This is a genomic window from Streptococcus sp. ELY_90 (assembly GCF_058314475.1).
The window spans coordinates 1-14,229 of sequence record NZ_JBZFUJ010000006.1; the positions used below are offsets into that span (position 1 = coordinate 1).

Here is a 14,229-nt window from a genome sequence, read left to right on the forward strand (position 1 = left end):
AAACTCTCATTGCTTCTTAAGTTTGAGCGCTTAACTCGCTTTTGTCATCGCTGACTTATTGTTCTTGACAGGTTACGTCTTCCGTAACCCGCACTTGGTTCGTCTTGTTCAGTTTTCAAAGGGCTTCACCTCTTGCGAGGCAACTACTATATTCTATCAGCTCTTCCCCCCTTTGTCAACTCCTTTTCCTTACTTTTTTTAAACTAAATATTATTTATGAAAAAAAGAAAGACATTTTTGAAAAACGCCAAAATGTCTTCCTATTAATTCATTGAAATCGTTGAATGTTTGTAGCCATAAGTGAAGTAAATCAAAACACCAATCACTGTGCTGACACCAAATGCAATCCAGGTAATTGTCATATACTGGCTCATCAGCGCTAAGCATATAATTATCGAAACAATCGGCAGTACGGGGATAAAAGGTGTTTTAAATTCTCCAGCCTCAGGCTCCCCTTGATCTTTTCTCAGCTTAATGATAGCAACTGCCAGCATAATAAGATAAGCTAAAGTACAAATATTTAGGAATTCTGCAATACTGGAAAGAGGAAATACTCCTGCACAGATCATGGATGCAAATCCTACTAGGAGGGTCGCATTCTTGGGAACTTTACTGTGTTTCGTAACAACACTGAGTTTTTGCGGCAGCAGGCCATCACGGCTGATACTGTAAACCGTTCTTGCCAGAGCGTAAGTCATTGAAATACAAACGGTTATCAGTGTTAAAATAGCAATAATGGAAATGTAGTCAGCGGCCCAATTCAGACCTGTCTGACGAAGAGCATAGGCAACTGCATCAGCTACATTTAATTTTGAATAGTGAACAATTCCTGTCAGTACCAAAGTAACACTGGCATAAAGGACAGTTACAATGGTTAAGGAGGTTATAATCCCTTTAGGAATCGTTTTTTGCGGTTCCTGAACCTCATCAACTGCCATTGAAATAGATTCAAATCCTAAAAAGGCGAAAAACATCAAAGAAGCGCCAGCCATTATGCCTGTCTGGCCGCCGTAAATTTGACCAAAACCAAAAGGAGAAAAGTCAGACCAATTTTCAGGTTTAAGATGAAAAATCCCTACAATGATAAAAAGAGCCAAGGCAGAAAACTTCATGATAACAAGACTGCTGTTAAAGCGCAGAGCAATTTTAGAATTCAAAAGAACAATTCCTGTAACCAAAAGAACTACTAAAACCGGCAGCAAATCAATATAATTGCCTTGATCAGGATTAAAAGTCCCGTTCAAAGCTGCCGGCAGCCTTATATCGTAGCTCAGCAGCAACCCCTTAAGATAGCTCCCCCAGCCCGAAGCAACGCTTGATACCGCAGTCAGAAACTCCATAATAATATACCAGCCGGCCAGCCAAGCAGGAAACTCTCCCAAAGTGGCATACAGATAACTGTATGCTCCTCCATTTGCCGGAATTCTTGACGCAAATTCTGCATAAAAAAGAGCTGAGATGCCAACTGCTATTGCTGCAATAATAATCGAAACAACCAAAGCCGGACCGGCATATTTGGCCGCACCGATACCAGTAACCGTAAAGATTCCTGTTCCTACCATTGAACCCAGACCAAGGAAAATCAGGTCTGTTACTTTGAGATGGCGCTTCATCTCTGTCTTATCTAATTTTGTATTTTTTTTCCTGAAAATAGTCATCATGTCTCCTAATCGTTTTAACAACCATATTAGTTTATCATAGTAGGCGGTCCTTGTAAATTTAAACGGACAAAAAAATTCCTATTACTAGTAATAGGAATTTTGTAACGATCAGTCAGCCTTATCCTCAGTCATTTTTTCTTTGATTTCATCATAAGACAGGGCATGAGCTTCTTCTGAATCATCTTCTGATTTTTCAGGAATCTTGCCTGTTTCATAGATAGATTTGATTTGTGCTGCATCAAGTGTTTCATACTTAAGCAGAGCTTCAGCAATCAATTTATGTGTTTCACGATTGCCATTGATGATATCAGCTGCCTTATTGCGAGCTTCATTAAGGAGATCGCGAACTTCTTCATCAATAAGAAGAGCTGTCTGAGCCGAATAGGTCTTTTCAGGCGCAAACTGACCCGGCATCATTGAATGATTGCCTTCGTATTGGACAGGGCCGAGTTTGTCACTCATACCATATTCTGTTACCATGGCACGGGCTAATTGAGTTGCCTGTTCAAAGTCATTGGATGCGCCGGTTGTTTGAGCGTTAAAGATAATCTCTTCAGCAACACGGCCTCCCATAAGTCCTGCCAACTGCTCTTTCAAATCATTTTTAGACAGAAGGTTCTGATCTTCCTTCGGAAGTGCAATCATATAACCGCCGGCACGTCCGCGCGGAACAATAGTAACTTTGTGCACAACACGGGCATTTGATAGAACGAGTCCTACAATCGTATGTCCGGCTTCATGGTAGGCAACCATCTGACGCTCATGTTCAGAAATCGTTTTATCCTTCTTGGAAGGACCGGCAATAACACGGTCTTCTGCTTCATCAATGTCGCTGGCATCGATCGTTTTCTTATTGCGGCGGGCTGCGACAAGAGCAGCTTCATTTAAAACATTTTCTAAGTCTGCACCGACAAATCCCGGTGTTTGCTGGGCAATAACTTTTAAGTCAACATCTTTGGCCAGCGGCTTATTCTTGGAATGAACACGAAGAATGGCTTCGCGGCCTTTGACATCAGGTCTGCCGACAAGCACCTTGCGGTCAAAGCGTCCGGGACGAAGAAGGGCAGGATCCAGAACATCGCTGCGGTTGGTTGCTGCAATAACGATGATATTTTCATTACCTTCAAAACCATCCATTTCAATCAACAGCTGGTTGAGGGTTTGTTCCCGTTCATCGTTTCCGCCGCCCATTCCGGCTCCGCGCCTACGTCCGACAGCATCAATTTCATCGATAAAGATAATAGCGCGCTCAGCCTTTTTAGCATCCTCAAAGAGAGAACGAACACGGCTGGCTCCGACACCGACAAACATCTCAACAAAGTCCGAACCTGAAATACTGAAGAAAGGAACACCGGCTTCACCGGCAACAGCCTTAGCAAGGAGGGTTTTACCGGTCCCCGGAGGCCCTTCAAGGAGGACACCGGACGGAATACGGGCTCCCAAAGCTTTATAGCGTTTTGGCTCTTTTAAAAAATCAACAACTTCAATAAGTTCCTGCTTTTCTTCTTCTGCTCCGGCCACATCTGAAAAACGTACCTTGACATCACTTTTAGAAGACGAGCGTGCCTTATTTTTGCCAAAGCTCATGGCTCCGCGGGCTCCGCCCCCACCCTGATTCATTATCATAGTGAAGAAGAAAATCATGATGAGAATCGGCAAGAAGCTTATCAGGAAAGAAATCCAAGCACCGCTTGAGCTCTCCTGTTTAACAGAAATTTTTGTTCCGTGATTTTCCGCCAACTTTTCAATTTTATCAATAGAAGTACTGTTAGGCAGAACAATGGATGTAAACTTCTTAACTTTTGCAGTAGCACCGTTAAAGAAGGCTAGCTCATTATTTGCTTTTATTTCTTTAGCTTTTTCATACTCACCTGTTACTTGGAGAATGCTGCCGTTGGGCTGATAGGTAATTGACTTTATATCGCCTGATTTGACATGCTTAACAAGGGTCGTGTAACTGATTTTTTCACTCTGTGAGCCTGTCCCTCTAAAAAAATACTGAAAACCAGTTACAATAGCCAAAATCAGTATAATGTAAACAAAGGAGTTTCTCACAAATCCATTATTTCGATTATTTTTCATGTATTAATTAACAACCTTTTTCTTATTTTGAATAAACTTCTTCTTTCAAGACTCCTACGTAAGGAAGATTACGATAATTTTCAGCGTAATCCAAACCAAAACCGACGATAAATTCATTGGGAACATCGTAGCAGACATAATCAGCATCAATGTCAACAACACGGCCTTCCGGCTTATCAAACAATGTTGCAATTTTAACAGAGTTTGCCTGGCGATACTTGAACATGTCACGCAAATATTTTAAAGTACGGCCGGTATCGATAATATCTTCAATAAAGACAACATCACGGCCTTCAATATTGGTATCAACATCTTTTAATATCTTAACTTCACCGCTGCTTGTGGTGCCGCCATAATAACTTGATACAACCATGAAATCAATTTCAACCTGAGTATCAATATGTTTCATTAACTCAGCCATAAAAGGAACAGAGCCTTTTAAAACACCGACTAAAAGAGGATTTTTTCCTGCATAGTCTTTGGTTAACTGAACACCTAACTCTTTGGTTTTAGCGATAATTTCCTCTTCAGAATAGAGGACCTTTTTAATATCTTGTTCGAGCATTTCTCACCAGTTTCTATTTTGAATATACAGTCTGCCTTTCATTATATCATCTTTAAAATCTTTTCTCAAATAAGTAACATCATCTAAAAGAACAAAAATGATTTCGCCGTCTTGCTCAGCAACAACTGCTTCCGAGCGTTTGGCACAAGGAATTTTCTCATCAATGAACAGGCGCCGCAATTTTTTGGAATAAGAGCCCAGCTGAATTTTATCCCCTGGCTTGCGTTTTCTGATTACAACAGGAGAGTCGGTCTTTAAAGGAATCCCTTCTTTAGAACCTGACTCTCTCTGAAAAGAAAAAGTGTACTGACCATATTTGACCATACCGCCATATTCTAGCACTCTTTCCTCGTCATCTCCATCCGTCTTGAGACCTATTTTGTTAATTTCAAAGGTTTTAGCATCTTTTTTTAAGTAATAACCATTTTTCAAATAATGATGATAGCTGCTCTTTCTTCTAAGGATATGCAGGAGGTTGTTAAACTGTGCCTTACTTATATTTAAATCAGGAAATTTTTCGAGGTAATCCTGCAGCAGAAAATACTGAACTGGTTCACTTTGTTTTTGAAAAACCTGACAGTCCTGAGGGTCTAAATGTTCACTTAAATCACTAAAAGCCTGAAAGAGTTTCTCTGTTTCTGCACCCAAATCAATTAAATGCCGGGCCAGCTGAGGATTTTCCTGCTTTAAAGCCGGCATATAGGTATTTCTGATTCTGTTTCTTAAATAGCGGTCTTCATTGTTTGAACTGTCGTCAAAATGAAAGATATCCGGTAAATCTTTTTTAAAAAAGGTTAAAAAAGGGCGAATCAGCTGACCGCCGGCAAAAGGCTGAACTTCCTTTATACCAGTTAAATACCGCAGACGCGACCCTCTCAGTAAACGCAAGAAAACCGTTTCAGCCTGATCGTCAGCATGATGAGCCGTTACAAGCCCTGTATAGCCATCTCTAAGCATAACCTGCTTAAAAAACGCATAACGAAAATCACGCGCTTTTTTTTCAGAAAATTCTCCTTTATAAGTGTCGCTGTAAAAAGGAAGGGCTTCTTTTTCAGCCCAATTTTTAAGATAGGCCTCCTCTTCATCAGACTGCAGCCGCTGTTTATGATTGATGTGTGCCAGACCTATTTTGATATTCAGCGGCCTTTGATAAGCATGCAAAAAGTGCAGCAGATTCATGGAATCTACTCCACCTGATACAGCTATTAAAACTTTGTCATGCCTGTCAAAAAATTTTTTTTGACAAACGTATTTAAAAATCTTGTCGTAGGTCATTTTAAGATACCATATACATCATCAGCAATTGCTGAGATATTATTATAGGATGCTTTATCTGTAAAAATAGATAAAACAAAGGGTTCACCGGCATAAATAACAGCTACATCATGCTTATAGTCATAGGCATCCCCGATTTTATGAGCGACAGGAACGGCAATATCACGGGAAATACGATTGCTGTCAAACTCAGTTGTTTTTAAGTAATTTAAGGCTGAGCCGCGCTGATTGTAAAGAGCTTCCATAACATTTGCTGCTGTTCTTGATGACACTTTTCGATTGTCCATATTCCACTGGGATTCAGCAGCTCTTTCAATCGTTTCTTGGTAAGCTCTGTCATATTTATGGGCAACATAATAACCTAGAATATTGCTGGCAACGTTATCTGAATGCTGAGTTACCGCTTTTAATAAAGCATCTACTGTATAAGCCTTATTATCAGCTTTTTTAGGCATTTTACCGCTGCCTTCTGTCTTATAAGCTCCCTTAAATTCATTGACTTGTTTGGTATAAGTCAGCTTATCCGTTAATTTTACCTTTCCGTTTTTAATTTGTTTTTCAACAAAATATAAAATAGGGAGTTTTGTAACACTGGCAGAGTACATTGCTTTGTCTTCGTTGATTCCGGCTGTTTTTTGCGTATCCAGCTGCTTAACATAGATGGAATAATTAGCTTTATTATATTTACGGTTCAGCAGAGCCTGAACTTTTTCCATACGATTGTCCTCGGGCTCTAAATCGTTTTTATCAATCCAGCCTTGACCGTCAGCCTTTAAATAGATTCCATGTCTGGTAACAGCTGTTTTGGAAACATGCACTTTTTGATAGCCTGTAAGTTTTGTTTTGACTTTTTTGACGCCTGTCACATAAGGACTTTGATAGATAGTGAAGCTTTTTTTGAGCCAATAATTTTTGGAAAAATAATCCTGCCGAAGAACAATATCGGCATAGACACTGTCCTGACTGGCCTTTATAAAGCGGCCGTCTGACAGCTTAAAGACCGGTGTCTCGACATTTTCTGTAATCAGGGCTTTGATTTTCAAAGCAGAATTCGGTTTAATCTTTTGAGCTTTTCCTGTCAGATCAGCTTTTGGATAACTGGAAACAGCACGATAAACATTAGGATTTTCCGGAATGCCGGTAAAGAATTCTCCGGGTTCTTTTTCCGTACTGATTGCCAAAATAGGAGCAGAAAAAACAAACATTAACATGACGGCTAATAGTTTTTTCATTTTGCTCCTCCTACTTTATTTTGATTCTTCGTTTTATTAGACGGCTCTTCTTTTAAAGCCTGATTTTTGTGAGCCAATTCTTCCAGTTTGTCATCAGAATAAGCTAAAAATTTTTCAACTGTTTCAATTAAATGTTCCATTATTTCGGTAATAAACTTGGTGCAGGGTAAATATTTTCTCCATCGATGGAATAATAATATTTAGCGCGTGCATACTTTTCAACATAACTGTCATCTTTCAGACGCCGGGCAAATTTTTGTTCAGCCTCTGTTTTTTCATTTAGCTGCTCTTGCTGTTTTTGCAGTTTAACAATCTGCTCTTTTTTCTCCTGTAAATTCATATAACTGGCAACAAGATTATAGGCCGGTAAAATAAACAGCAAAATGATAAAGACCAGTATCCAGCCGATGAAGCGATGGCGCCGCCTCATCTCTTCTTCTTCATAACGCTTTTTGCTGTTTTCATCATTAATGTATTTATTATTAAGCTGAACAATGTTAGGCTTCTCCATCTGGTTCAATCCTCGACTCACTTATGATTTCATACATATTGGTAGCATCGTCTTTTTTGGTGCTGTCTTTCATTTCTAAAACACGAACTGTCAGCAATTTATTGCCAAAGCGTATTTCAATAGTATCATTAATTTTTAAATCTGTTGAACTTTTAGCCAAAATGCCGTTGACTTTGATACGTCCTTTATCAGCAACTTCTTTGGCTACCGGGCGGCGTTTGATAATACGGGATACTTTCAAATACTTATCTAATCTCACCTAATCACCTCAAATCTATTTTTTTATTCTATCATTTTTCTTTTTAAAAAGATAGGAAGAGCTTGGCTGTAGGCCTGTATTTTTCAGTTACTGGTCATTAAAAATCTGTTAATAATAACTTACTGACTGGTTTTTCTCATTTTAATCTCATTTAAACCATCTCCAAATTTGAGCAGCTCTTCTAAAATTTCGTAATCTTTCTTTGCTTTTACATTAAAGATAATCTTAATTTGGCCTTTTTCTTCACTAATCTGGGCTTTAAGATTCGTCTTGGACAGAGCTTCAAAATAGTCTTGAGTCAGGTAAAATTTCTGAGAGGCTTTTTCGAACAAAACATTGATTTTATCGGCTTTTTTCTCCAATAAAGCTACAAATGCTTTGTCCATATACGATTTGACAAGACCAATTTCCAGCAGATAGGCTACCTGATCCGGATACTCCCCAAAGCGGTCTATCAGCTCATCTTGAAGCTCCTGATAATCTTCATGGCTGTCAATTTCACGGATTCTCTTATAAATTTCTATTTTTTGCCGTTCATCAGTAATGTAGACATCCGGCAGATAAGCATCAATTTGCAGATTGAGTTCTGCATTGCCTTTGGAACGTGTCTGTGATTTTCCTAATTTTGACGCTATGGCTTCCTCCAGCAGCTGTGAATACATTTCAAAACCAACAGAATCAATAAAACCGCTCTGTGAGGAACCTAAAAGATTCCCGGCGCCGCGGATAGATAAATCCCGCATGGCAATTTTAAAGCCTGAGCCAAGCTCTGTAAATCCTTTAATTGCTTCCAAACGTTTTTCTGAAACCTCAGTTAATATTTTATCAGGGTGGTACATCAGATAAGCATAGGCAATGCGGCTGCTGCGGCCGACACGTCCCCGAAGCTGATACAGGGTTGACAGTCCCATGTGATCAGCATTTTCAATAAAGAGTGTATTAACATTTGACATATCAACACCTGTCTCAATGATTGTAGTGGTCACTAAAATATCATATTCTCCATTGATAAAGTCCATCAATGTGTTTTCCAGCTGAATTTCACTCATTCGTCCATGAACAAAACCAATGCTGGCTTCAGGAACCAGCTCCTGAAGTTCTGAGACTTTCTTGTCAATTGTGTCAACCTTATTGTAAACATAGAAAACCTGGCCGCCGCGGTCAATTTCACGGATAATCGCCTCACGAATGACTCCCTGATTATTCTCCATAACGTAGGTCTGCACGGGATAGCGATTAGTTGGCGGCGTTTCAATGACTGATAAATCGCGTATGCCAAGCATAGACATGTGTAAAGTTCGCGGAATCGGAGTTGCTGTTAAGGTTAACACATCAATTTTTGTTTTGAGCTTCTTCAGAGTCTCCTTATGTTTCACTCCGAACCGCTGCTCTTCATCGATGACAAGAAAGCCTAAATCTTTAAAGCTAACATCTTTGGAAAGCAGGCGATGTGTTCCAATAATAATGTCAATTTGGCCTTTCGCTAATTTTCTCAGCGTTTCCTGCTGTTCTGCTTTTGTTTTAAAACGGCTCATGACATCAATGTTGATTGGAAAATTTTCAAAACGCTCTTTGAAATTAGTATAATGCTGCTGAGCTAAAACAGTGGTCGGAACCAAAACAGCTACTTGTTTACCGTCATTAACAGCTTTAAAAGCTGCCCGCATGGCAACTTCTGTCTTCCCAAAGCCAACATCGCCAACAAGCAGCCGATCCATAGGCTGCTCTTTTTCCATGTCTTTTTTGACTTCCTGAATAGACCTCAGCTGATCTTCGGTCTCAACATAGGAAAAATGATTGTCGAATGCTTCCTGACTCTCATCATCCGGAGAAAAAGCAAAGCCTTTTAACTGGCTGCGTTCAGCGTACAGTTTTAAAAGGTCCTCAGCAATATCTTCAACCTGCCGTGATACTTTTTGTTTAGCCCTTTGAAAACGGCCGTCATTCAGCTTATTGATTTTGGGCTCTTTCCCATCACTGGCAACATATTTTGACAGCAATTCTATCTGTTCGACAGGAATGGAAATCCGATCAGAATTTTGATATTGGATAGTTAAATAATCACGATGGATACCTGAAACCTCAATAGTCTCAATGCCCAGAAAGCGGCCGATTCCATGAACATTGTGAACAACATAATCCCCTTTTTCCAGCTCATTGTAATCTTTCAGGCGTTCGGCATTGCTGACAGCAGTTCGGCGAATTTTTCGCTTAACCTTTTTATGAAAAATCTCGCGCTCAGTGATAAGAGCAATTTTTTCATCAGCAAAATAAAAACCGCTTGACAGATTTCCGATAACCAGCTGTGCTTGATTTTCAAGGAGCTCGTCAGGTTTACTAATTGGTAAGGTTAAATGATACTCCTGTAAAGTTTCTTGTAAACGTTCTTGACTAAGCTGTGAATCTGTCTGCAGAAGAACTGTGGCGTCCGATTTTTGATAACGCTCGATTTCACTGACTAGTAAAGGAAATTGATTAAAGAACTCCTGCATAGGGTATTGTGTGAAGTTATAAATACCGTCAAACTTCAGATTTCCCAAACCCTTGTGGAAATTGGAAAAGAAAGTAGCTGGCTGGTACTGCCGTAGATATCTGTAAGTATCGGCAAAATAAGATAAACTTGACACTGCTTTACTATTTTGTAAATCCTCTGTCAAAAGACCGGCAGCGTCCAAATCAAAACGGCTGTTACGATCCAGAATCTTTTGAAAATCATCAAAAAAGATTGGTGTCTGCTTGGGCAGATAATCCAGCAGTGTCCACTCTTTTTGATAGAAAAAAGATAAAAATTTTCTAATATACTGATGCCTGTGACGGTCTTTTGTAACTGCTAAAACTTCTTTTAAATAGGATTTCAAATTCTCACCAGCAGTAATAGGAACTTTCTCCAGCTGTCGGCAGGCACGCTCAAAATCATTTTCAGTAAGAACAATATCATCGGACGGTGTTAAAATGAAAGAATCAATATTAGCAAGGGATTTCTGGCTGTCAACATCAAAAGTTCGAATACCATCTATTTCATCACCAAAAAATTCCAGACGATAGGGAAGTTCCTGCTCAACTTCATAGATGTCTAAAATATCTCCTCTTTTGCTGAATTCTCCTGGATTATAGACCTGAGAGACTTGTTCGTAGCCAATATTTGACAACTGCTTTACAAGATTGTCAAGGTCATATTCGTCGCCAACAGTTAGTTTTAATCTGGCAGCTTGATAGTTTTTGGGATTGGGCAATAAAATTCTGGTTCCTGCAATACTGGTAACCAGAATGCCTCCTTTTTGCTGATCCAAAAGAAAATTTAAGCTCTTTACTCGAAAAGTTGTTTTGTCTTGTGAAGCAAAAATGAATTCAGCTGCTGCTGCATCGTCAGCAAAAAAACGATAGACGTTGTCATCACCAATAAGAGCAGATAAATCGTCAGCTAATTTTTCAGCTTCATTTTGAGTTGAGGTAATAACTAACAATTTGCCTTTTTGACTGCTTTCAGCTGCTGCTATTGCTAAGGCTTTACTGGTATTGGACAAGCCCATTATTAACTGCCTGCCGGAATCAGATAAGCACTCAGTCCACTTTTTGATATTGCTGTTTTGTTTAAATAAATCTATTATATTCATTTTATCCATTGAATTTTTGCATTGTCATATTGAAATCTTTAGTCTGTAAATAATACTTTACAGCTTCGTCAACTTTAGCGATTGTCGTCTGAATAGTCAGACGGTCCTCTTTGTCAAACTTCCCAAGGACATGCTGAACAACACTGACGCCGTTTTTTGGACGGCCAATTCCAATTTTAACACGGTCAAATTCCTGTGTTCCAAGTTCTTTAATAATGCTTTTAATGCCATTATGCCCCCCGGCAGAGCCTTTCTGCCGAAAGCGGATTTTTCCTACTTCCATATCCAGATCATCGTAAATAACAATCAAATCACTTGGACTCAGATCATAGTAAGCTAAAAAAGCTCTGACCGCAAGTCCGCTGGCATTCATAAATGTTGTCGGTTTGATAAAATAAATCTTCTCACCATCCATAAACGTGCTGGCTGCTTCTGCTTTGAAAACTTTATTCTCTGTAAAGTTAATATTTAAAGAGTTGACAATACTGTCAACTGCCATAAAGCCAACATTATGTTTTGTATCCTTGTACTTGCTTCCCGGATTTCCTAATCCAACAATTAATTTTGTCATTTTTTCCTCTCAAAGACCAAAAGGGAGCTGGGAAAATTTCCCAACTCTTTTTAGGTTATACGCCATTTTTAGACATTTTCTCACGTGCTTTTACACATTAAACCGAAATTCCATGATGTCGCCATCCTGAACAAGGTAATCTTTTCCTTCTTCACGCAGGCGGCCAGCTTCCTTAACAGCCTTTTCAGATCCATAGTGAATTAAATCATCATAAGACATCGTTACGGCACGGATAAAGCCCTTTTCAAAGTCAGAGTGGATAATTCCTGCTGCCTGAGGTGCTTTGATGCCACGTTTGAAAGTCCAGGCACGCACTTCTTTTTCTCCGGCAGTAAAATAAGTTCCAAGCCCCAAGAGATGGTAAGCAGCCCGTGTCAGCTTATCAATGCCTGACTCTTCCAATCCCATCGCCTCAAGAAACTCTTGTTTGTCATCATCATCAAGCTCTGAAATTTCTTCTTCGGCACGCGCTGAAATAACAACAACTTCTGCATTTTCAGTTGCAGCAAAATCACGAATCTGTTTAACATAGTCAATACTGTCCGGATCTGCTACCTTATCTTCATCCACATTAGCCACGTAAAGTACCGGTTTTGTTGTCAGTAAAAACAGACCCTTGACAATTTTTTGTTCGTCTTCTGTAAAGTAGATCGTTCTGGCAGATTTGCCATCCTCAAGAACCGGTTTGATTTTTTCAAGAACATGAAACTCAGCGACAGAATCCTTATCTTTTTGTGTTCTTGCAATCTTTTCAACACGCGCATAACGTTTGTTAACTGATTCCAGATCAGCCAGGATCAATTCTAAATTAATCGTTTCAATATCTGCAATGGGGTCAACAAAATCAGACTCACGGCCTTGCTCACGCATGACATTTTCATCATCAAAAGCACGCACAACATGGACAATGGCATCTACTTCACGGATATTGGCTAAGAATTTATTGCCCAAGCCCTCTCCTTTCGAAGCGCCTTTAACAATACCCGCAATATCGGTGAATTCAAAAGTTGTCGGAACTGTTTTTTTAGGTTTTATCAACTCTGTCAGTTTTTGGAGACGTGCATCCGGCACTTCAACCATGCCGACATTTGGATCAATAGTGGCAAAAGGATAGTTGGCAGCCTCTGCTCCTGCCTTAGTGATTGCATTAAAAAGGGTTGATTTACCGACATTAGGCAAACCAACGATACCTGCTGTTAAAGCCATATTTTATTCTCCGTTACATTTATTAAGTCCACACCATTATATCATAAAAAAACCTGCCATAAACAAGCTTTTTATCTTACGAAATAAAAACAAGTAAAAGATACACAGCAATCAGAAAAGACAAAACTAAGTTTTTCTGTGATTACAAGACTTTTTTTATTTTTCGTTCAAAATCATGCCGGCTCATCATGACAACATGGTCACAATTGGTACAGCGAATCTTAATATCTGCTCCCAAGCGCATGACTTCCCAGCGATTAGCCTTTTTGCCTGTTGACTTAATCGTGCAGGCATGAGGTTTTTTCATTTCAACAAAACTTCCTAAATCATACATTTTATTTTCCCTTTCAACGATATATTTTTCTCTCTTGGCATGTGAAGGTCTCACTGGAAAATTCAGCCAGTTCACCGTCAATCTGAGCAGCTGTCGGTTTATAGCAGTCCAAGGTTAATGCCGTGTAAGACTCATGTTTTAAACGAGCACTTTTTTTATGTTTTTTCAGGACTAAAGCCAGCAGTCCTTGGATATTTTGAAAGACCGTTCCTTTCTTCAGATAAACCAATTCAAGCTGCTGCCTTTTGGCGGAAGCCTCCGGCCAAGTCATAATGCCGCCTCCAAAATAAGCAGTATTGGCCACAACAAACAAAAACAAATCAGATAGCTTTTGGGAACGCCCTTTAGCATCCGTAAGTGTTAAGGAAACGCTGTCGCGGCTGAAAGCAGAGCGAATGCCAAACAATAAATAGGTCAGCTTTCCCAAATAAAGCTGGTTTAGACGTCTTTTCAAAGATGAGTTTTGCGAATAAGAGATGACACGCGCATCAAAACCAAAACCCAGACTGTTTAAAATCAAATAGTCATCCGATCGAAAGACAAAAATCGTTTCTGTCCTGCGCTTTTGCAGTGCCTCCATAACTCTTTTCGGGCTCGCCGGCAAACTGCGGCAAAAATCATTGCCCGAACCCGAAGGCAGATAGGCAAAAGGGATTTCTTTTGGCAAGGCAAAAAGAACTTTTGACAGCGTACCGTCTCCTCCGACAATCAAGAGCTGGTCTTGATCAGATTGGTAATCAGCCAGAATTTTAGTCAATTGGTTAATCTCATCACCAGCACACTGCGTCAGATAAATCGCTGTCCTAAACTGTGGATAATTTTTTTGAATTGTTTTTGCTTTTTTTAAGCCGCTTTTATCTCCTGCATTAGGATTTACCAGAATATAAAGCATAAAATCATTATATCATATTGCAAAAAA

General features: G+C 39.5%; 13 protein-coding genes. All 13 read right to left on the minus strand.

Annotated features, from left to right (window positions below; translation table 11 throughout):
- Positions 1-263 precede the first annotated feature (263 nt).
- A complete protein-coding gene (locus AC4HAF_RS04875) occupies positions 264-1,661 on the minus strand; it encodes an amino acid permease (protein ID WP_491096979.1) in 1,398 nt (465 codons plus the stop codon).
- Positions 1,662-1,769: 108 nt separating this feature from the next.
- Positions 1,770-3,743, minus strand: coding sequence for an ATP-dependent zinc metalloprotease FtsH (gene ftsH, locus AC4HAF_RS04880; RefSeq protein WP_491096891.1), 1,974 nt, complete (start codon positions 3,741-3,743; stop codon positions 1,770-1,772).
- 22 nt (positions 3,744-3,765) lie between these two features.
- The gene (gene hpt, locus AC4HAF_RS04885; protein ID WP_491091945.1) at positions 3,766-4,308 is read right to left on the minus strand and encodes a hypoxanthine phosphoribosyltransferase; all 543 of its coding nucleotides are present in this window, start codon (positions 4,306-4,308) and stop codon (positions 3,766-3,768) included.
- A gap of 3 nt (positions 4,309-4,311) precedes the next feature.
- Complete coding sequence (tilS, locus tag AC4HAF_RS04890) at positions 4,312-5,583, minus strand: tRNA lysidine(34) synthetase TilS (protein WP_491096892.1); 1,272 nt, start codon at positions 5,581-5,583, stop codon at positions 4,312-4,314.
- A complete protein-coding gene (locus AC4HAF_RS04895) occupies positions 5,580-6,815 on the minus strand; it encodes a serine hydrolase (RefSeq protein WP_491096893.1) in 1,236 nt (411 codons plus the stop codon). The genes tilS and AC4HAF_RS04895 overlap by 4 nt, the downstream gene beginning before the upstream one ends.
- Positions 6,812-6,955, minus strand: coding sequence for an SP_0009 family protein (locus AC4HAF_RS04900; protein WP_491096894.1), 144 nt, complete (start codon positions 6,953-6,955; stop codon positions 6,812-6,814). The genes AC4HAF_RS04895 and AC4HAF_RS04900 overlap by 4 nt, the downstream gene beginning before the upstream one ends.
- A complete protein-coding gene (locus AC4HAF_RS04905) occupies positions 6,955-7,326 on the minus strand; it encodes an FtsB family cell division protein (protein ID WP_491096895.1) in 372 nt (123 codons plus the stop codon). Before AC4HAF_RS04905 ends, AC4HAF_RS04900 begins: the two co-directional genes overlap by 1 nt.
- On the minus strand, positions 7,313-7,585 hold the full coding sequence (locus AC4HAF_RS04910) for an RNA-binding S4 domain-containing protein (RefSeq protein WP_491096896.1): 273 nt from the start codon (positions 7,583-7,585) through the stop codon (positions 7,313-7,315). Before AC4HAF_RS04910 ends, AC4HAF_RS04905 begins: the two co-directional genes overlap by 14 nt.
- Before the next feature lie 119 nt (positions 7,586-7,704).
- Positions 7,705-11,208: a transcription-repair coupling factor gene (gene mfd / locus AC4HAF_RS04915; RefSeq protein WP_491096897.1), complete on the minus strand. Its 3,504-nt coding sequence runs from the start codon at positions 11,206-11,208 to the stop codon at positions 7,705-7,707.
- Positions 11,201-11,770: an aminoacyl-tRNA hydrolase gene (gene pth / locus AC4HAF_RS04920; protein ID WP_491096898.1), complete on the minus strand. Its 570-nt coding sequence runs from the start codon at positions 11,768-11,770 to the stop codon at positions 11,201-11,203. Before pth ends, mfd begins: the two co-directional genes overlap by 8 nt.
- A gap of 90 nt (positions 11,771-11,860) precedes the next feature.
- On the minus strand, positions 11,861-12,976 hold the full coding sequence (ychF, locus tag AC4HAF_RS04925; protein ID WP_491096899.1) for a redox-regulated ATPase YchF: 1,116 nt from the start codon (positions 12,974-12,976) through the stop codon (positions 11,861-11,863).
- A gap of 142 nt (positions 12,977-13,118) precedes the next feature.
- Positions 13,119-13,310, minus strand: coding sequence for a DUF951 domain-containing protein (locus AC4HAF_RS04930; RefSeq protein ID WP_491091936.1), 192 nt, complete (start codon positions 13,308-13,310; stop codon positions 13,119-13,121).
- Positions 13,311-13,323: 13 nt separating this feature from the next.
- Positions 13,324-14,202, minus strand: a complete 879-nt coding sequence (locus AC4HAF_RS04935; RefSeq protein WP_491096900.1) for a diacylglycerol/lipid kinase family protein — start codon at positions 14,200-14,202, stop codon at positions 13,324-13,326.
- Between the last annotated feature and the right edge of the window lie 27 nt (positions 14,203-14,229).